The organism is Mucilaginibacter sp. P2_A5, assembly GCF_056404995.1.
Window position 1 is genome coordinate 34,703 of the sequence record NZ_JBFUCY010000013.1, and the last position, 20,739, is coordinate 55,441.

13 protein-coding genes are annotated in these 20,739 nt (G+C 42.7%); 3 read left to right on the plus strand and 10 right to left on the minus strand.

Annotated features, from left to right (window positions below; all coding sequences use genetic code 11):
• Window positions 1–6 precede the first annotated feature (6 nt).
• Together AC1DXF_RS12845 and uvrC are read left to right on the plus strand one after the other, a co-directional pair.
• A complete protein-coding gene (locus tag AC1DXF_RS12845; protein WP_477449137.1) occupies window positions 7–2,259 on the plus strand; it encodes a transglycosylase domain-containing protein in 2,253 nt (750 codons plus the stop codon).
• 216 nt (window positions 2,260–2,475) lie between these two features.
• Entirely contained in the window at window positions 2,476–4,287 is a 1,812-nt protein-coding gene (uvrC, locus tag AC1DXF_RS12850) for an excinuclease ABC subunit UvrC (protein WP_477449138.1), read from the plus strand.
• A gap of 190 nt (window positions 4,288–4,477) precedes the next feature.
• Here the strand turns inward: uvrC and porN are convergent, their stop codons facing one another.
• The 8 genes from porN to AC1DXF_RS12890 all read right to left on the minus strand — a co-directional run bounded on the left by porN (window position 4,478) and on the right by AC1DXF_RS12890 (window position 12,167).
• On the minus strand, window positions 4,478–5,458 hold the full coding sequence (gene porN / locus AC1DXF_RS12855) for a type IX secretion system ring subunit PorN/GldN (protein ID WP_477449139.1): 981 nt from the start codon (window positions 5,456–5,458) through the stop codon (window positions 4,478–4,480).
• A gap of 6 nt (window positions 5,459–5,464) precedes the next feature.
• The gene (gene porM / locus AC1DXF_RS12860; protein WP_477449140.1) at window positions 5,465–6,979 is read right to left on the minus strand and encodes a type IX secretion system motor protein PorM/GldM; all 1,515 of its coding nucleotides are present in this window, start codon (window positions 6,977–6,979) and stop codon (window positions 5,465–5,467) included.
• A gap of 39 nt (window positions 6,980–7,018) precedes the next feature.
• Window positions 7,019–7,828, minus strand: a complete 810-nt coding sequence (gene porL, locus AC1DXF_RS12865) for a type IX secretion system motor protein PorL/GldL (protein WP_477449141.1) — start codon at window positions 7,826–7,828, stop codon at window positions 7,019–7,021.
• A gap of 49 nt (window positions 7,829–7,877) precedes the next feature.
• Entirely contained in the window at window positions 7,878–9,191 is a 1,314-nt protein-coding gene (porK, locus tag AC1DXF_RS12870) for a T9SS ring complex lipoprotein PorK/GldK (RefSeq protein ID WP_477449142.1), read from the minus strand.
• Between the two features lie 252 nt (window positions 9,192–9,443).
• Window positions 9,444–10,208, minus strand: coding sequence for a uroporphyrinogen-III synthase (locus AC1DXF_RS12875; RefSeq protein WP_090642486.1), 765 nt, complete (start codon window positions 10,206–10,208; stop codon window positions 9,444–9,446).
• A gap of 12 nt (window positions 10,209–10,220) precedes the next feature.
• Window positions 10,221–11,198, minus strand: a complete 978-nt coding sequence (locus AC1DXF_RS12880) for a DUF4271 domain-containing protein (protein WP_477449143.1) — start codon at window positions 11,196–11,198, stop codon at window positions 10,221–10,223.
• 209 nt (window positions 11,199–11,407) lie between these two features.
• Complete coding sequence (locus AC1DXF_RS12885) at window positions 11,408–11,575, minus strand: hypothetical protein (protein WP_477449144.1); 168 nt, start codon at window positions 11,573–11,575, stop codon at window positions 11,408–11,410.
• A 1-nt stretch (window position 11,576) separates the two neighbouring features.
• A complete protein-coding gene (locus AC1DXF_RS12890; RefSeq protein WP_477449145.1) occupies window positions 11,577–12,167 on the minus strand; it encodes an ATPase in 591 nt (196 codons plus the stop codon).
• Window positions 12,168–12,311: 144 nt separating this feature from the next.
• On the opposite strand from AC1DXF_RS12890, the gene AC1DXF_RS12895 reads away from it, so the two are divergent.
• Window positions 12,312–14,816 (plus strand): mechanosensitive ion channel family protein, encoded by a 2,505-nt coding sequence (locus AC1DXF_RS12895; RefSeq protein WP_477449146.1) that lies wholly within the window; start codon window positions 12,312–12,314, stop codon window positions 14,814–14,816.
• Between the two features lie 680 nt (window positions 14,817–15,496).
• Here the strand turns inward: AC1DXF_RS12895 and AC1DXF_RS12900 are convergent.
• Window positions 15,497–15,760: a hypothetical protein gene (locus tag AC1DXF_RS12900; RefSeq protein ID WP_477449147.1), complete on the minus strand. Its 264-nt coding sequence runs from the start codon at window positions 15,758–15,760 to the stop codon at window positions 15,497–15,499.
• 9 nt (window positions 15,761–15,769) lie between these two features.
• Window positions 15,770–20,329 (minus strand): T9SS type A sorting domain-containing protein, encoded by a 4,560-nt coding sequence (locus tag AC1DXF_RS12905; protein WP_477449148.1) that lies wholly within the window; start codon window positions 20,327–20,329, stop codon window positions 15,770–15,772.
• Window positions 20,330–20,739: the final 410 nt, after the last annotated feature.

Consider the following 20,739-nt stretch of genomic DNA (forward strand, 5'->3'; position numbering starts at 1 on the left):
AAAAAAATGAAAATCTACAATAAAAAGCCAGCCCTTAGTCCGCAGGAAATACGACACTACAACTGGTATATATGGCGCGCCGTAATAGCCTTGTTTGTTTTTGTTGGGCTGATGATAACGCTCACGGTTTTTGATGTTTTTGGGCAGCTGCCTCCTTTTTACCGCCTGGAAAACCCCAAAAGCTACCTTGCATCTGAAGTGATATCATCTGACAAGCAGGTTTTAGGTACCTATTACATTCAAAACCGATCAAACGTTACTTATAAAGAGCTATCGCCTAATGTTATCAATGCATTGGTAGCTACCGAAGACAAACGCTTTTACGAACATTCAGGGATTGATTTCGGGCGCAGCTTTACCATATTCCTGCACTTACTTATCGGCCAAAAACAGGGTGGCAGTACTATAACCCAACAACTGGCAAAAAATTTATTTACCGAAAAATCAAACAACCCGTTTGTGCGGATAACCCAAAAACTGCAGGAATGGATAACAGCCGTTAAATTAGAGCGCCATTATACCAAAGAAGAAATATTAACTATGTACTTAAACACCGTTGATTTTGGTGCTTACAATACATATGGCATAAAATCGGCCGCGCACACCTATTTTAATACCACGCCAGATAAATTGACGCCAGATCAGGCTGCCTTATTAATCGGGATGGTTAATGGACCTGGCATTTACTCTCCTATCCGGCATCCGAAAAATGCTATAAATCGCCGCAACCTTGTACTTAACCGTATGCAGGAACAAGGCTTTTTAAGCGATGGCCAGGTTGCCGAGTTTAAACAAAAACCACTTGGGTTAGATTTTCACCAGAATAACCATTTTGATGGCCCGGCCCCTTACTTCAGGTCGGTATTAAAAAAAGAGATACAAAAGATTTTTAAAGAACAAAATATAAACCGCCCCGATGGTACGCCCTATGACCTTGACCTCGATGGCCTGAAAATTTACACCACTATTGATGCCACTATGCAGCAATACGCCGAAGAAGCTCAGCAGGAATACATGAAAAACCTGCAGGTGCAGTTTAATGATCATTGGCGTGGGAAAAACCTGGCAAAAAGCATCCACAACTTTAAGTTCCTGGTTAACCAGGGAATGCTAAAAAGCGACAGGTACAAACAATTGAAAATGCAGGGCCTGAGCGATGAGGAAATTAAAACAAACTTCAATACCAAAGATACGCTGAACCTGTTTACATGGCACGGCAATATCGATACGTTAATGAGGCCAACCGACTCCATCATTTACTGTAAAATGCTTTTGCGTAATGCCCTCATGAGCATGGACCCTACCACCGGCTATGTTAAAGCCTGGGTGGGCGGCACCAACTTTGAGCATTTTAAGTACGACCAGGTTAAAAACGGTACCCGCCAGGTAGGTTCAACAGCCAAACCGTTTACTTATGCTGTGGCTATTGATAATGGTTACTCGCCATGTTTAAAAATTAATAACGTACCTGATACCATTCGTGGTTACGGCGCGCCCTGGTGCCCGCGCTCGTCGCCCTCCGAAACCTTGCCGGGCTTTATAACACTGCGCCAGGCGCTGGCACACTCCCAAAACTGGGTAACCGCCCACGTAATGAGCGAGGTAAAACCAGAGCCCGTGGTTGAACTGATTAAAAAGATGGGGATAACCAGCGCCGTACCTGCCTACCCATCCATCTGCCTGGGCACATTTGATGCATCGGTATTTGAAATGACCGCAGCCTACTCTGTATTCGCCAATCATGGCCTATGGACAGAGCCTACCTATATATTACGTATTGAAGATAAAAACGGCAACGTTTTATATAGCCATACCCCAAAGGTAGTACAGGCCATGAACCCCCAAACCGCCTACGTAATGACCTATATGTTAAAAGGTGTTATTGAAGATGGCACAGGATCAAGGCTGGCTTATAAATATGGCCTGCGCAACCCAATAGGCGGCAAAACCGGTACAACCAACGGCAATTCCGACGGCTGGTTCATAGGTATTACCCCACAATTGGTAACCGGCCTGTGGACAGGTTGCGAAGACAGGGACATCGCCTTCCAGTCAACCCGCCTGGGCGAGGGCGCCAATAGCGCGTTGCCTATATTTGCGTTATATATGAAAAAAGTATACGCCAACCCGGCCCTTGGCATTAAAAAAACGGTTGATTTTGATGCTCCAAAAACCGGCGTAAGCATTGTTTTAGATTGCGGCCAGTACAACCAGCAACAGCAGGGAACCAATGAGGTGGATAAGAAATTAGATTTTTAAAGATAATTGTCATCTCAAAACGACAATTAAAATATGTCATTGCGAGGCACGAAGCAATCGCGAACTTTGCGAATCAAACGGCGAAGACTTACGAAGTTTTAAAAACTTCGTAAGTCTGGAATTCTTCAATGCTGTAGTTAAACATCATGCGATTCCATCGTTTCTTCAATGACATTTGTGGCATAACCAGGCCAAAACAATCAGTGACGATTGAATATGAGTGATAAATTTGATTACAGAGAAGCCTTAAAAAACATCCCTCACAAACCCGGTGTTTATCAATATTGGGATGAGGAGAAAGAATTGATATACATCGGCAAGGCTAAAGACCTGCGTAACCGTGTTGGGTCTTATTTTAACAAAGACATTAACATTAATGCCAAAACACGGGTTTTGGTATCCAAAATCCGCAATATAACTTTTACCATTGTTGATACCGAGGTGGATGCCTGGCTGCTGGAAAACAGCATGATCAAAAAACATCAGCCAAGGTATAATGTACTGCTTAAGGATGATAAAACCTATCCATGGGTGATTATCAAAAACGAGAATTTCCCCCGCATTTTCTGGACCAGGCGTATTGTTAAAGATGGATCAAAATATTTAGGCCCATACGCGTCAATAAGCATGATGCATAATATCTTAGGGTTGATAAAGGAAACTTATCCCCTGCGCACCTGTAACCTCGCGCTAACCCGCGAAAATATTGACAAAGGTAAATTCAAGGTTTGCCTGGAATACCAGTTGGGCAACTGCAAAGGGCCTTGCCAAAACTACCAAACAGAAGAGGACTATAACAATAGTATTGCCGATATCACCGATATCCTGAATGGTAAAATAGGCGCCATACTGCGTCGCCTTAAAGGTGAGATGGAAGCCGCCGTGGCCGAATACAACTATGAGCTTGCCCACAGGCTGAAACGTAAATTCGATTTACTGGAGAATTACCAAAGCAAATCCACCATCGTTAACTCGTCTATTACCGATGTGGATGTGTTCAACATCGCGTCAGAAGAGAAGCTGGCCTTTGTAAACTATTTAAAGGTGATGAACGGCACTATCATCCAAACGCAAACCATCGAGCTTAAAAAGCGCCTTGATGAAAGCGACGAGGAGCTGCTTACCCTGGCCATCATCGAATTCAGGAGCAGGTATAACAGCACTTCAAAAGAAGTGATTGTACCATTTGATATTGATGTGGAGGACCACCCCGGCATTAAATTTACAGTGCCGAAGTTAGGGGAAAAGCGTAAGTTGCTGGACCTGTCGCAAAAGAATGTGCAGTTTTTTAAAAAGGAGAAGATAGACCAGTACGAAAAACTGAACCCTGAGATCCGCACAGAGCGCTTGCTAACGCAGATGATGAAGGATTTACGGATGAACCAGTTGCCGCGCCATATTGAATGTTTTGATAACTCCAACTTCCAGGGTAAATATCCTGTTTCGGCCATCGTAGTTTTCAAGGACGGCAAGCCATCAAAAAAAGACTACCGCCACTTCCATGTAAAAACGGTAGAAGGGCCTAATGACTTTGCCACAATGGAAGAAGCCGTACACCGCCGCTACCGCCGAATGCTGGACGAAGGCACAGAGCTACCGCAGCTTATTATCATTGATGGCGGCAAGGGGCAGCTATCAAGCGCGATGCATAGTTTAAAACTTTTGGGTATAGATAAACAGGTGACAGTAATTGGTATCGCCAAGCGTCTGGAAGAGCTGTATTACCCTAATGATCAGTACCCGATGTACCTGGATAAAAAGTCTGAAACACTTAAAGTGATCCAGCACCTGCGGGATGAGGCGCACCGTTTTGGCATCACCTTTCACCGCAAAATCCGGGATAAAGGCACCCTTGCTACCGAACTTGAACTGATAGAAGGCATAGGCAAAACCACGGCCGAAAAGCTGCTGAAATATTTTAAATCCGTAAAAAAGATCCGCGAAGCAAATGAGGAATTATTGCTTGAAGTAGTTAATCTAAAACAGGCGAAGGCTATATTGGGATACTTTGATCAAAGTCAAAATTAAGCTATTGACCATCTATATCAAATATCCGTCATTGCGAGGCACGAAGCAATCCCCTACATGCTAAGTCTCAAATAGTTCGGGATTGCTTCGTGCCTCGCAATGACGGTAGTTTTGGACATGATTTTCATAAATGCAAAAAGTCAAAACCAGAACAGTTTTGACTTTTTACTTTTGAATTTTCACTTAACAATTAGTATTGCCAAAGGTTAAGCTCCCAATCCATTAATGTCTTTTTTATCCTTTCCGATTCGTAAAGTTTATCTATCCCTTGGGCGTAATCTTTTACACGCTCATCTTTATCATTGCTTTGTTTCACAATATAACTGGTGAAGATACGCTTCATGAAAACATCGTCGAAACTTAAGCCTGTTGCATCGCTGGCCCGGCTAACAACTTCTTTGGTTGCAAGTATCTGGCGGGCTTCGGGAAAATAAATCCAAAAAGCCGGCTGATAATCCACATCTGCGGCACCTACACCCTTTGGTTTAACAAGCGGCGCTATCCCAATAATGCGCGGTTCAAAAATAGAACGTTGGCGATCAAACACCCAATCTTCTTTAATACGATATTTTAATACGCTATCGGGATTAAATTCACTGGCTACCATTGTAGATCCAATCTCATTACCGTTGGCATCAAATTTCTTCACCACGCTGCTATCTGCGCCGGATAAACGGCCTTTGGCCTGTGCCCCATTTAGCGGCGTGCTGAAGCTATCGCCATTAATATCATCCTTTTTACCAGGTGTTGGGTCATAAGCTGTTAATTCGCCTGCCGTAATAGCATCCAGCAAAACATCAATTAAACGGCGTTTTGGCGATGCAAGGTATGTGTTCATTTTATCGCGTACATCAATTTCGCGCCATACCCTTTTTGCAAATGCTACATCGCTTTCGCGCAGGTTGGGGTACGGGGTTACTTTTGCGCTTAAAATATTACTCTTTTTATAATAGCCATCAAGCGGCCTTTCAAAAGGCTTCATTGGCTTTTTGGTTGTGTCCATAGGCACAGCCTGGCTTGTTACTGTATTTGAAGGCGGTGGCGGGGTAGCCCTCCGTCTTGCAGCAGCGGCAGTATTTGTTTTCCTGGTGGATTTCTTTGGTTGCTTTTTTTGCGCATAAGCGCCAACGCAGGCAACACAAAGTAAAACAATTAAAATTCTCTTTTTCATACGCGTTTAATTTGCGGATAATACAATAGCGTCCAGTCCGCGTGGCGTACCGTCCGGGCCAACGGCCACAACATCTTTAAAAACAACTGTTGTACCTGGTGTAACAGTATTTAATGCCGATTTCATTGCACCGGTAAGTTCGCCGCTTGAACCCGAATATATAATGGCATCCTGGCGTGGTTTTATAATTAATATTGTAAAACGTGTAACATTAAACTTGGCATCAAAATCAAAGTTGTCCAGCTTTGCAAAAACTCTGTCCTGCGCCCGGATGTTGGCAGCGCTGGTTGTACCGCCACTTTTGCCACCAAACTGGGCTTTAGGATCGGGGATCCTTTTTACACGGAAATCAGATGTGCCTAAAACCATACCCTTTTCGCCGGTAACCGTTATTTTTGCACCTCCAACGCTATTTACCCTAACAGTATAATGACCTGCTGACCCGCTAATTGAGCCACCGCTCATGCTTACATTCAGGCTTGAAGTAGGCACACCTGGCGCCGATACTGTAACCGGATTGGGAACACCTATATACAATACATTCATTTTATCGGGCGATACCACAGCCGATGGCCTTGCTACCATATACTCGAGCGGAAATGAATATCTTTTATCCGGACCGCCATCAACCGCTTTAACAACCAATTCGCCGGTCAGGCTATGCTTACCTTCACCGCTTGCCGTTGTGGTATAGGTGCCGATGCCATCTTTAGTCGGAACTGCCGATCCACCTACCGTGATAATTGGATTGGTGTGCGAATCATAAGCAGTTAGATAAATTTCCGCTTTGAATTGCTGGCCGGCCAAAATATAACTGCTTGGCGATACGGCTACTGCCCTGAATGCATTCAGCGTTACTTCGGCTTTATCAACGTTACTGTATAATTTCTTAACTACTTCATTTTCGGCGTTTTTTGTATCAGCCTGTATTTTGGCCAAGGTAGTTATAGTCGCTCCCAATGGGATACCTTCGCCAAAGTAAGCTTGCTGCCAGGTTTTTTGCTGCATCCCGGTATTTGCCTTTGGAGCATCCGCATTTAAAGAAAAGTTTACACCTTCGGCGTCTTTGCCTAACAATTGCAGTAGTTTGGTACGGGTAGCTTCTATCTTCTCCTTTAAAACATCGGCCTTTTTGCCATTGATCATCACTTCTGATGATATATCTAAATTATCGCGTGCAGTGATATCATCAATCTCCTTATTGATACCGCCGCCCTTTTCAGTCAATTCAACTTTCAAATCTTCGATGTACTTATTCAAGTCATCGGTCATTTTACTCGCCTCTTTTGCCGCGTTAAGGTATTTAGCTTTATCGGGCTGAGCTTTTATTTTTGTCTCGAATGAATTATAAGTTTGCTGTAAGCTGGAGTTTACATTCTTGGTAGATGCATCCAAACTTTTGGTAATATTTTTAAAAGCATCTAACAGGTTCTCTGGTACGTTTAGTGCAATTAAGCCTAAAAGCACCAGGTATAAGATACCTATCATTCGCTGTCTTGGGGTTTCCTTACCTCCGGCCATCTATATAAATCTTAGCTTTTAAAAAATTCTGTTTTATAATTAACTAACACGCGGCTGGTTCATAGCAGTAAGCATGTTGCCGTAAATAGCATTCAATGATCCCAGGTTTTTAGCTAAACGGCCAACCTCTTCCTTAAACTGTTTTGAATCATCTAACGATTCGTTAAAGTTGTTCATGGTTAAGGCCATATTTTGGTAAAACTTGCTCATTGATTTTAAATGCGCGTTTGAATCTTGTAACTCCAGTTCATAAACCGCGTTTAACGAACCCAGGTTTTTGGCTAATTTGTTTACCTGCTCATGGTAAGCCTTTGAATCTACATTGGTATCAGCCATTTCGGTTAAGTTGGCAGATGCTTTTTCGAATGCGGCGCTAAGGTTATCATAACTTGCGGTTGCTGTTTTAACTTTAGCAGTAAAAGCAATAGTAGCTTCGCCGGCATCAGTCACCCTTGATATTGCTGCAACTTTATCGCCAAAGGTTCTTAAACCATCGCCTAAGCTGCGAACCAGGTCGGGGCCTATCTTGGCATCTTCAAGCATTTTATCCAGGGCTGCCGTGGTGTTTGTTGCTCCAATAGCAACCGGATGCGATGATGATTTCGGCAATTCGCCCTGAAAATCCTCATTTAGCTCCGGGTATACGCGTACCCAGTCAACCTCTTTATCGTCGCGTTGTAAACCTAAAATAAAGAAAAGTATAGCCTCGGTGCCTAAGCCCGCGGTGATAAATTCAGAAGCGAATTTCCAGTGTTGGATTTTAAATAACAAACCAATGATAACTACTGTTGCACCGATTGAAATAATGTTTCCTATTCCAAATGGTTTTTTCTTTCCAGTTCCAGCCATAATAATCAGAAATAACTTTGTTTAGATGATTTTACGTTTATTGTTTTGTTTATCGTTTGTCTTTGATGTCCCGACCCAGGTAACTTGTAACGCAGCGGAAACCGATGTATGATTTTGCGGTATCCTGGTACTCGTAGGTACGGGTAGAATTTTGAAGGAAATAACCGATATCTTTCCATGATCCGCCCCGTACAACTTTACGTTTTAGCACTTCAGGATCAGAAGACTTTGCTTCAACGGCAAAGGTTGGTGCAAGGTCATGTACAAATGTTGAAGCCGATTCGTCAAAGGCAGATGAAGTCCATTCTGCCACGTTGCCGGCCATATTATATAAGCCGTAATCATTAGGGAAGTATGAACGCACGTTTACGGTGTAAGCGCCGCCATCATCGGTATAGTTACCACGGCCTGGTTTAAAGTTAGCCAGTAAACAACCTTTAGCATTTTTGATATAAGGACCGCCCCATGGATAATCGGTACCTAACCTGCCGCCGCGGGCGGCATATTCAAATTCGCCTTCGGTAGGTAAGCGGTAATCGGCACGCGGAGGTAAATGTCTTGAATTTTTATAGGCCTCATTGTAGCGGGTGCGCCAAACGGTGAAAGCCCTTGCCTGCCTCCAGGTAACACCTACTACAGGATAATTACGGAAAGCGGGGTGCGAGAAATAAGCCTCGACCATTGGCTCATTGGCCGCGTACGAAAAATCACTTAACCATACCAATGTATCGGGATAAACAGTAACGGTATCGCGCAGAATGAAATCCGAACGCCTTGATTTTGGATCGTTACGGTGGTTTGCAGCATCACGCAGCACCATTAGTGCGTAATTGTATTTTAGCAGGCGTACGTCAAGTTCGTCGCGGTCAAAAACACGGTCTTCATTCTGGTAAAACATCCCCTGAAGTTTCGATCTGTTGCCTGCAGCGCCTTTTTTACTGCTCCAAACCGGGTTCTTTTTTACATAAGCCCAGTTGATATATTTTTTGCCGCTTGCATTGGCCGGACGGCCGCCTTTTGGCTGCATGTAATATTTATTATCATTTACATAATTGGTAATAGCGATAGAATCGCGTACCCAAAATACAAATTTTTTGTATTGACTGTTGGTAATTTCGGTTTGGTCCATAAAAAACGGGGCCTCGGTTACCTGTTTGGGCTGTGCTGTTTGCGCAAAGGTTACGTCCTGATCGGTTTGGCCCATCATGAACGAGCCGCCTGGTATATAAACCATTCCGTAAGGTACTTCGGCTTTAAAGGAACGCTGCGGTACACCCGTCAGTTCCCCCCTGTCGCCGCCACCGCCGCAACCGCTTAATAAACCACCAGCCAAAACAACTATTAAAAAGTATATCTGCTTCATTTTAAAATCAAAAATCAGTTATAAAAATATAACATTATAAGACCCCCGAATATATCAAATTTGGTTTACCATGCCAAAAAACATTTGAATTAAGCAATAAAAAGCCCTTTAAAATGCCAACAGCATTGTTTTATCAATAAATTACAGTGTAAAAAACAATGAACTGACTAACTACTTAAGTGTAAATTAGATGTCACTAATACGCTATTATCGACAAAAATGTTTCAAATTGATAAATAAATTTCCTTTTTTTTATTTATTTACCAATTTACAATATTGTTCGATAGCCATTGTCATGGAAGGAGCGGCCGGTGTTGGGGCCGGAATATCAAGGATTAAACCTGCCTCGAGTACTGCTTTGTGGGTAGTTGCGCCAAAGGCAGCTATCCGTGTGTTGTTCTGTTTAAAATCGGGAAAGTTTTTATAAAGCGACTGGATACTTGACGGGCTGAAGAAAGCGATAACATCATAAAACACTTCGGCCAGGTCTGAAAGGTCGCTGCAAACGGTACGGAAAAGCACCGCCGGGGTAAAGTTATAACCATTCTCCAGCAAAAAGCGCTGGGTTTCTTCGGCGGCCACATCCGAGCACGGGTAAAGGAATTTTTCGGCAGAATGCTTTTTTAATACCTCGGCCAAATCGGCGGCTGTTTGTTTACCAAAAAAGATTTTGCGTTTGCGGTACTGGATATATTTTTGCAGGTAAAGCGCAATAGTTTCTGACAAACAGAAGTATTTCATTTCTACCGGCACCTCAAAACGCATCTCTTCGCAAATGCGGAAGAAATGGTCGGCAGAGTTGCGGCTGGTAAAAATAACCGCGGTAAAATCACCCAGGTTAATTTTTTCCTTCCTGAAATCCTTTGCCGGTACGCCCTCAACATGAATAAATGATCTGAAATCAATCTTCAGGTTTAGCTTTTTTGCCAGCTCGGCGTACGGATTTTTGTCGTTTTCGGGTTTTGATAAAGTAACTAATATACTTTTAACCTTTTTCTTTCTGTCTTCCAAGTCAATTCTTTTAACTACCTAAATCCTAATGTTTAATGCCTTTATCAAAATTAAAATAGGGCAAATTTCGAGGGCACAAAGATACGTAAATAAATAAAATTTGTGAAATCTAAAAGTAGAAATTATACTTACGCTGCTCCTGAGGTACTGCCATAAAAAAATTACAATAACAATGATGATTGTAAGGGTGAGCAATACATGGATATACTGCGTGCCCAGCAGGCTGAAACATATTACCACCGGTAAAAACACAAATGCTATATTAAAATAAGTAAGGTGCAATATGTTCAGGTACTCGTTTACCAGTTTATTGATATCAAATACAAACCCCAGCAGTTTAAGCACTACAAATTTAAGGGCAAATAAAGCGATAACGCCAATGGTAAGCAACACAAAAAGCCTGCTGCCGCTTACTACATAGTAAACCCCTTTATAAGCGGCCAACTGGTATAAAAACAAGCTAAAAGTTAAGCAGAAAAGCAAAAACAATCCCAAAAAGGCCCATAGGCTTACCACTCCCTCCTCTTTGCCTGCCTGCGATAAAACGCGCTTGCTATAAAAAGAGTGCCAAACAAAACTCACATCGCTATGGAGGGTGATATTTAGCATTGCTGTATATAACAACAAACAAATGATAACTGCAACAACCCAGGGATCGCGCTGCGGGCGGCCCAGGCCATCCCTTACCTTGCCCTTTGTTTTTAAGTGAATATCTAAAAACCCATACCCTTTATATTGGGTGCGGGCAAGTAGGCTATCAGTAAATTCGCTTGTGGTGCTTGAATCGGGTATCTGGATGAAGCGCATAGCTATGGAATCGGCCACAAAAAGTTTCCGGGCCTGCATGGCGTTGGCCACGGAATCGAGCAGGGAATTGCCACTAGTGCCGATATGCCTGTATGACGGGGCTTTGCGAACCGCCGAAGTATCCTGCTGGCCAAAGGCAGCAAAAACAACGCACAACATCATCAAAAAACTTAAGGCAATTAAACGCATCTAAAAATCGACCCATTAAAATTCGCTGCAAAATTAAGGTAATAATTGGTTGTTTTGTAATGCCGGTTAATTAAAGATAAACGTTACTTAATCGTAGCCATAGCAGCCAAAAAAAACAGGAACCTGGGTTTACTTTTTTTAGCGATGACGCGTTTAAATACGGTCGGGGTTTGGCAAAAAGGGTAAAACTAATACAGCGCCGGAACTAATTATTTAGGCAGTTTTTTTAACAACTCTTTTGCTGGAACAGCTTTAAAACCGTCTTTATCGTCGCCAACAATCAGGCTTTCGCCATTGGCCGCCGCAGATTCAACCAATTTACGATTTGCCCTTTTCAAGCCTTCCATGACCTTTGATGCGAATTCATCAATATCCATATTAGTATTTGCTTTCGTTGTCATAGCTTTGCTTTAAAATAGTACTCCAAATATCGGCGTTTATTATACTTGTTTCAAACTGAAATCCACCCTGGGCAACAAATACCGGTTCAACATTGGTGTTATCTACAAGCAGCCACGTATGGCAGATTGGAATATATAAGTTCATCAAGTTTTCTATTCCCCTGTAATATCTGCGGATGATGACAGCTTCGGGTATATTATGTCCGCCTTTGCTCACTCTCTTTGCTACCCGCTGCATGGCCATTTGAGGTGATTTTAACCAAAAATATAGCAGGGTTACATTATACCCGTTTTGCTGAACTTTTTTTACCATCGATACATAACTCCTGGTGGATAATGTTGTTTCGATGGCAAAATCAACCTGCTGTTTTAAAAGTTCATCAATGCGTTGTAACATAATCCTACCTGCCCCCAAAGCCACGCTTTCGGGGTTAAACGGCGAAATCCCCGCTGCAATATTATCGGCATTAACAAACTCGTAACAATTAAGCAGTTCGGGTAAAACAGTGTAACTGGCTGTTGTTTTACCCGCGCCATTGCAGCCCGCTATAATATATAAATTTGGCATTCGGCTAAAAATAATAAAGATAGTCTAAAAAACACAATTGCTTTGTTAATAACGTTATCATTATAATTGCCAAAATTACCTGCAGCATTAAAACAATTTGGTTACCGGCAATATTTCAACCACAGCTATTACGTATCATTATAAATGCAAAACCTATTTAAAACCATCTGCCTACTTTTGATTGCCGCCCTGGCATTTAACCAGGAATGCCCTGCCCAGGTTAAAAAAAAGAAGGGCCACCTATCGGTAAGGGATTCTTTAAGGCAAAAGGTTTTGCGAAGGGACTCTGTAATCCGATCGTTCAAGAATGTAGATGGTTCGGTAAATATGCTGCTTGGCAAAATTGAAGATTATACGTCTTCATACGTGGAAACCAATTCTGACCTTGCGCGCGGGTTTGACACTTTAGAGATTAGCGAGGAATTGCCGACATTAGAAAAACGGATGACCTTAATGCGTAATGCTATTGACCGCTCATCTACCCTGGGCAACCTGGTTACCATAAGGGATATCATTGATCACCTTAAAAACCAGATGGATTCATGGGAAGACCGGGTAACCATTTACAATAACCAGCTTGATGCCATCCGTGGCAAAATAGCCGACTTTAAATCGGATACGGTTTTGCGAAATGCCCCTTCCGATAGCAGCCTCAGGGTTAAAACAATTGCCCAGGTGCAGGACCTGGATGCAAAATGGCAAACTTTGGATAGCAATGCCAAAAAATCGATGATCAGGATTGGCCTGCTCGAAAACAGGGTATCGGCCTTATCTATTTTACTCATCGACCTTGACGACAGGATAGATTTAAAAATTCACGACTTTACCGTTAAAGCGCTTACAAACGAATATGGCTTTATCTGGAACCCCCATAAAAGTAAAACCCCGAATGATCTGGGCACGGCTTTTACAAAAACCAGCCGCCTGGTTTCCCTGCTGTACGTTTACTTTATAACCAACAAATCCAACTACGTGGGGCATATGGTAAACCTGTTGATATTGGCTGCTTTTTTTGCATGGATATATAACAGCCGAAAAAAAATTGCCAGTTTAAACAGCGGGCACAACGGCATTTTTGAGCAAACAAATTATATTGTAAAACACCCTTATCTATCAACAATAACCGTTTTTGCCATCATATCCCCTTACCTGTATGATCATGCTACGCTGGCATTTGCACATACCATGTTTTTGATTACGATGGCAAGCATTGGTATTTTAATTAAAAACAATTGGCCAAAGCCGTTATATAAATTTTATAAAGTATTATTTGTAGCTGCCCTATTTTTGTGCGCCAGCAGTTTAATGGTGCTTATTACTTATCCCGACAGGATTGTACTGCTGATTGTATCGTCGCTGGTTATATATTACTCGTTACAGTTTCTGAAGGAGACAAAAAAAGATAACCAAGGGTACCCGCCATACACGTTGCTGATTATAAAGGCATTTATCGGCTTACATATTTTTTCGATACTGTTAAACATTGCCGGGCGGTTTAGCCTGGCCAAATTGGTAGCTGTAACCGCCACTTTAAACCTGTGCCTGGCCATGGGCTTTTATTTGCTGTTTCAAATATTGATGGAAAGCTTTTTTTTACAATTGGAAGCCAATAAAAAGACCGAAAACAGCCTCACCTCTTTTCTTGATTTTAAAGAGCTGCAGAAAAAATCAAAAGGCTTTTTGATTAAAATAACCGGGATATTATGGCTTGTGGCTTTAGCTAAAAACCTAACCATCGACGATTATATATACGATCAGGTTAATGATTTTTTAAACTCGCCACACCAGGTAAGCAGTACGGCGTTCACCTTTCGCAGCATACTGGTGTTTGTAATTGTAATCTGGATTTCGGGGCTGATAGCCCGGGTGATAAGCTACTTTTATGATTTTGCCGGCCAGCAAACCAAACTAACGCCGCAGGCTAAAAAAACCAGGTCGTCTATATTGCTCATCAGGTTAACCATTTTTGTTGTGGGCTTTTTTGTGGCTATAACCGCTGCCGGTATACCCATGGATAGGGTAACCATTATTATTGGCGCTTTGGGCGTTGGTATAGGCTTTGGTTTGCAAAACATAGTAAATAACCTGGTATCGGGCGTAATACTTGCTTTTGAAAAGCCTGTTCAGGTGGGCGATATTATTGAAGTAAGCGGCAAATCGGGCACAATTAAAGAAATTGGTATCCGATCGAGCAAAATTGAATGTGGCGATGGATCTGAGCTTATTGTTCCAAATGGCGACCTTATTTCCCAACACGTGGTAAACTGGACTTTGAGCAACAATAACCGCCGTGTTGAGTTAAACATCCGGGTTGCTTACGGAACAGACGTGGTAAAGGCCGAGCAAATACTTAAAACCATTATTGAAAGCAATGACGACATTATGAAAGCCCCGGCGCCTTCGGTTTTCCTTTATAATTTCAGCGATACAGCCATCGAATTCCGGACCTGGTTCTGGGCCGCCGAAATATCAAAATGGCTCAACTTAAAAAGCAGCGTAATGCGCGCCATTTATATTGAATTTGACAAAGAGGGAATAGAAATACCAAAGGGACCAAAAGACATCCAGGTTAATTTTCCGGGCGGCTTTGGCAACCAGGCCCCGCCAAACCAGGCAGGCGGTGCGGCTGTTCTGCCGGAAGATCATTAAAAATAATGCTTACCGTATGCCTGCGTAGGTATTGCCGTTGTGTTTATGTATTGGTTTTGATTTATGAATGCTTTTATACTTCTTATGAAGCACGTATACACGCGTCATTGCGAGTGAGTATCAGGTAAAACCAGAAAAAAATGGGGATGACGTGTTGGTTCCAGAGCATCACAACAACTATGTCATTGCGAGTAACCATCAGGATGATCCTGAAAAAAACGGGGATGACGTATTGGCTTTAGCGCCACACAACAACTATGTCATTGCGAGCGCAGCGTGGCAATCGCGAACTGTGCAAGTCCGCCATACAAAGTTCGCGATTGCTTCGTTCCTCGCAATGACATAATTAATAATACTAACAATCAGCAACTTAAAAACACGTCATTATAAGCGATAGCGTGGCAATCGCGGACTGTGCAGGTCCGCCATACATAGTTCGCGATTGCTTCGTTCCTCGCAATGACATAAATCACTAAAAAATATAGAGCTGAAAGTCAGCTATTTACAAACATGTCATTATAAGGTACGAAGCAATCCCCTACTTACCGGGTAGCTTTGCAAGTCCGATCTGCATAGTCGGGGATTGCTTCGTACCTCGCAATGACGGTCTGTTTTTTATTTTAGACAGTCTCTCAGGCCTCAAAAAAAAGCATGGCCTGTATTATTACGGCATTCTGAGCCTAATTTTCGTTGCTACTAATAACATTATCGTATACGCCTGCGCATTTAGCTTTGCGTTGCAAATAAATTACGGTAAATAAGCATGACACTATAACCAGTAGAAATACCCAGGTATCAAGCGGGCAGGCTATATCATAAGGGTCCTGGCCGCCACAACCTTCGTCGGCTTGCCCCATGCTGATGAGTGGGCTTACTAACAGAAATAAAAATATTAATGTTCTTTTTAAGCTACCTGAGCTAAATTTGCCTCTTTCCATCTTCATTTATAAATTTTATTTCTTCACAAACTTTGCTTTGCCTAACGAATTACCGCCGGCATCTTTTAATTCAACAATGTAAACGCCAGGTATAAACTTCGATACGTTTTCGCTCCAGCTATTATTAGCAGATGTTTTTTGTACTACAAGCGCCCCGGTTATATCGTAGATATTTAATTTATAGCTTGATGCCGCTGTTGTAATTTTACCGTTGGTAACATTTACATTTAAAGTTTCGGCTGTAGGGTTTGGATAAACACTAAACATATCCGAGTTTCCACTCTTATCAAAATAGATGCTTACCGGGCTTGAGTAGGAAATATTGCCAAATAAATCAACCTGTTTTAACCGGTAAACGTTATTGCCCGTGTTAGGTAACTTGTCGGTGTATTTATAAATGGTACCGCCATTGCTTTGTACCTGGTAAACAGGAGTATAACCGCTACCATCGGCTTCCTGTTTTTCTAACGTGAAAAAATAATTGCTGGCTTCGTTATATGTTCGCCAGGTAACTAAAACACCATCGGTAGCTTTTTGAGCGGTGAGGGTAACCAGCTTATATTTTGATGCCGATAGCTGCTGAACGGATAGTTCAAAGCGGTTGGCCCCAAAAGTAGCCGTATCGGCGGTTACGATATTAAAAGCATATGATTTGTATCTACCTATATCAAGCGAGTCTTTCTTAAAATGATCAATCAAATAAAATTTATACCGGGCCGTGTCGGCATTAATGTCAACCAGGTTAAGGTTATAAAGGCCGCTTGCAGTCGCTTTTACAAACAACCTGACCTTTTTCCCGGTCTCCTTATAATCTGCAAGCTGGTTTATCGACGTCCTTACGCCATCTGCAGAATAGCTGGAAAGGTATACCTTGGGCGAAGCCCCATCTAAATCAAGGGCATCTTCGGTATTATGATACTTATCGTCCCACTCTTTGGCAAAGTATATACCACATTGGGTATTTATGATGCTGTCTTTCATAAGCTGTAAATGCATGCCCGTGGGGACGGTTTCCTGTACCGGGGCGCTAAAAGATTTTTTCAGCATCCTGATATCATTTTTAGTGCTCATCAGTAAAGCCGGAGTGGTTGATTTAGTGATAGCCGGGTAACTCACCTTTTGGTCTTCCTTAAAAGTTACCGTTTGCCCTGTTGCAGTGGCATCTATAATGAAACCCTGCCCGCTCACAATGTATTTACCCGCCTTGGTGCTTGATGTAGTATGGGTTACAGCATTATAGGAGATATAAGTTTGTGCGGGCTGGCTCATTTCCCAAAAAATCGGGCTTATAGCGTTGGTAAAAGCATCATAATTATCGGTGTAAAGCACATCAAGGCTGATGGTGCTTGCGTAGGGGTTGCCCACCTGGTTATAGCCCGGCAATATGGCGCCGGTGCCGGTATGGTAGGGGATTGATGTGCTGTTGGTATTCCAGAATTTTACGGGCACATCTCCCTGGTTTAAATAGCCTATTGCCGTAACAGTTGTATTTTCGGGCGTGCGCGCTGCCGATGCGGTTACTGTGCTGCTGTTGTCGCCTATAAAAAAGAATAAAAAACTGTTACCCACCGGGATGGTTACCCCGGTGGTTAAAACAAACGGATAACCCGAACTGGTGGTTACCCCGGTTGCTGTAATAGAATATACGCCTACGTTTTTGCCCGAAACATAGGAATTAGAATTATTGGTAATTAAGGCTTCATTATAAAGATATAATGAAGGGTTGCCATTGAAAACAAAAAACCCGGTGCCCTGCCCGCCTGTTAAAGCGCCCCGGTAAGTAACACCGCCAAAAGTTTGCGATGTACTGATATAACTAAGGCCGATGTTGCCCGCACCCGAAATATTTGAGCTGATATTAACCGGGGGCGACATGAGGCGGTAGCCCCTGAACCCGGCACCGCCTGTAAGGTAGCGTTGCGCGTTTACATTACCCGTAATAACAGCCCCGGCAGGTATTTGCGCCACGGTAGCCGTTGAGGATGCATTCGACAATAAAGTTAACACACCGCCGGCATCAAGCTTTGTGGTGGCATTGGCCATGGTAAGCGTGCCTGTACTGGCTACACCAAAACCACCCGAACCAGACATGGTTTTGGCATTAGATAACGATGTTCCGCTAAAATTCACGTTGCTAAAAACGGTGCCGGTGGAGCTTAGGTCGCTTAGCGCCTGCGCGGCCGAGCCGTTAAAATAAGTGGTACCGGTACCCTGGGTGTATGCAGCGCCCGAATTATTGGTATAGTTGCCCGCTATGCTCAAACTGGCAGAGCCTAAGGCAAGTGTACCGCCGCTGTTATTGGTAACATTGCCGCCAATAGTTATCGGCCCGCTGTCTTGCGTTACCGTTGTAGAGTTTGTCCAGTTACCGGCAACATTTATGGTGGGGTCATTAGCTGCTAAATCAACCCCGGCATTAGATGTGGTAAAATCGCCGCTGACCGACAAGGTGCTCCCAAGCACCGTTTTGATGCCCGAGCCCGATGTTTTTAGGTTATAATAAGAAACACCGCCCGGTAACCCGGTGATGGCTGCACTGGTATAAATAGTTTGGTTGGCCCCGGCATACTCAACCGTTGCCCCGGCATTATTAAATGACATTACGTTTGATCCTAAGGAGGATAATGCGCTTATTGGCGAAGACCCGATCAGCTTCAATGTGCCTGTACCGCTTACGCTGACCGTTGATACATTATCAACCTGGGTACCATTACCCGCATTTTGATTAGACGATGCGATACTGTTTGCACTTACTATACCGCTTATAATACTTATTTTAGCATCAAAGTTTCTTTGGCCGTTATCTAAGGTTGAGATCAGATTAATATTGCCTGTTATATTTACCTGGGGTAAAGATGTTACGAATGAAAAAGGGGTGTTATTGGCTTTTGGTATGCTGTATTCGCCAATATTCAATGCACCTGTTACCGTTAATGTGCCCGTTCCGGATAACGTTAATGAATAGGTGCTGCCATTGGTGCTATTAACGCCAAGCGATGCGGTTACTGTAACATCGCCGTTAACGGTAAAGGGCGTGTTTACAATAAAGGTTGTGTATTGTGAGTTATCTGTTCCTATAATTATGCTTCCTACAGCGGTTGTGGGAGATGAGACTGTCGGGTAAAATTTACTCCCTGATAAAGCGACAACACCAATGCGTGCAATATCTATTGACGTTGGGACAGTGCTTGAACTCCAGTTACCCGTAGTATTCCAATCCGTGCTTACGCTACCCGTCCAGTCATATGTCTTAACTACCCCAATCGTAGCGCCCGTTGTGGATGCGCCGTTATAAGGAAAAAATCCACTGGTATAAAAGCTTTGAAAATTATCGGCAGCTGCTGTGCTTACAGAGTAGGCTATGGTGGAGGGTGCCGATCCGCTAAAAGTACTTAGTGCCTGTGTAACCAGGAAGTAATTTATTACATTTACCGTAGTACCATCGGTATTACCGGCCGAATAATAATATTCGGAAGTGGGCAATGTCATTTGCGAAGTATTCGTACTATTTATAGCTACCCCTGTTACCAGTGATGTTCCTGTTGCGGCAGAAAGCACACTATTGGTAGTTTTGTAAAGCGTACCACCCGAAAATATGGCTTGTCCGTTTGTTGTTGAATTAAAACGGAGCATCCCAAAATTGATATCCCCCCTGATGTTCGCGTTTACGCCATAAGGTATCACATTGACCTGACTTGGCGAAATAGAGGATGAAATCCCGTTGGCTGTGCTTGTAATGGGGATGTACTCCACTTTTTGCTGGTAGAAGTTAAAGTTGTCCCACTGGAAGCGGTTGGCAGCGGAGGTTGAAGATTCCAGGTACGAAAAATTATATGTATTTAAATCGATGCTACTCACTGTGGTGCCCACGTTAGTTGGCCCCGAAGTAGTGGTAACGCCTGTTGATCTGTTTAAAATATAAATGTAATAATAACCGATAACCGACTTTACAATACGTACCTGGTAGGTAGTTGTACTGCTGTTTGGCATGGATACGGTTGCATAATTGGTGTATTGGTTGTTGGCTGTACCGTATTTAAGCCTCAAATATAGGTTACCATTATATTGGGTAACATATAAGCCTTTTGTGTAATCGGTGGCGCCGTTAGCGGTGTAAGTATTTGCAATGAGCCAATAACGCCAGGAATCTGTGGCCGATGAACTGCTTGCAGCCATGGTAACAGAGTTATCAGCTGTTGCAGCACCGGTTACATTCTTGTAATCAAACTCCCACTCGTAAGTTTTGGCCGACATGCTTAGTGCGGCAGCCGAACTTCCGCTGCTCATAAAATTCCAACGAAGATAACCAACAGCTCCCAGGGCTAATGAAGATAAGCTTTTGCTCGAGTTTAACGATGAACTTGAAACCAGGTCGATAGTAGCCGATGAAGAATTTCGCGTAGAGCCCGCTGCCGGTAAAAATGTTGACGGTGTACCGGCAGTGGCAGACTCTAAACTGTTATAATAATATTGCCTCGGGGTATTAGTTCCATCGTAGTATTCCTGCGCAACGGCCATATCGGCAATGAAAACAAAACAGCCAATCAATAAAGATTTAAGTAAAGTTGTTTTCATATAAGTATAATTAATAAAGTCATTGTAAAATCGGGGTTGCAGCAATTTTTTTAAAGTGCGTACAATAACCTTGATACGTAAAACCTTGGTAATAAGGTTTCTTTTGCAGCGATATTTTCATTTAAAATTACCATAAAAATTGCTTTTACCTGATTTTAAGGAAGAAAATATTTTCTTCATGAGAAATCAATATATATAAAGCGGGATTGGATGAAGACAGATGCCTAAGGATTAAAAAAACATTCCCATTCGATAGCTTTTTATTTAAATTTATTATTTTGAATCAAAAAACCAGGGGAACAGCAATTTAATACGGGTGAAAATATATTTGAAGATTAGTGACAAAGAGATCAAAATAATTGCGGGCAATGCTGCCGGCACAACGTATCATTATGAATGACAAGCCGCAA

Excerpts from the sequence above, each read along its gene's own strand:
- AC1DXF_RS12895 (WP_477449146.1), top strand. The coding sequence starts at position 12,312 with ATGCAAAACCTATTTAAAACCATCTGCCTACTTTTGATTGCCGCCCTG.
- AC1DXF_RS12890 (WP_477449145.1), bottom strand. The coding sequence starts at position 12,167 with ATGCCAAATTTATATATTATAGCGGGCTGCAATGGCGCGGGTAAAACA.
- AC1DXF_RS12845 (WP_477449137.1), top strand. The coding sequence starts at position 7 with ATGAAAATCTACAATAAAAAGCCAGCCCTTAGTCCGCAGGAAATACGA.
- AC1DXF_RS12880 (WP_477449143.1), bottom strand. The coding sequence starts at position 11,198 with ATGCGTTTAATTGCCTTAAGTTTTTTGATGATGTTGTGCGTTGTTTTT.
- uvrC (WP_477449138.1), top strand. The coding sequence starts at position 2,476 with ATGAGTGATAAATTTGATTACAGAGAAGCCTTAAAAAACATCCCTCAC.
- porK (WP_477449142.1), bottom strand. The coding sequence starts at position 9,191 with ATGAAGCAGATATACTTTTTAATAGTTGTTTTGGCTGGTGGTTTATTA.
- porN (WP_477449139.1), bottom strand. The coding sequence starts at position 5,458 with ATGAAAAAGAGAATTTTAATTGTTTTACTTTGTGTTGCCTGCGTTGGC.
- porL (WP_477449141.1), bottom strand. The coding sequence starts at position 7,828 with ATGGCTGGAACTGGAAAGAAAAAACCATTTGGAATAGGAAACATTATT.
- AC1DXF_RS12885 (WP_477449144.1), bottom strand. The coding sequence starts at position 11,575 with ATGGATATTGATGAATTCGCATCAAAGGTCATGGAAGGCTTGAAAAGG.
- AC1DXF_RS12905 (WP_477449148.1), bottom strand. The coding sequence starts at position 20,329 with ATGAAAACAACTTTACTTAAATCTTTATTGATTGGCTGTTTTGTTTTC.
- porM (WP_477449140.1), bottom strand. The coding sequence starts at position 6,979 with ATGGCCGGAGGTAAGGAAACCCCAAGACAGCGAATGATAGGTATCTTA.
- AC1DXF_RS12900 (WP_477449147.1), bottom strand. The coding sequence starts at position 15,760 with ATGAAGATGGAAAGAGGCAAATTTAGCTCAGGTAGCTTAAAAAGAACA.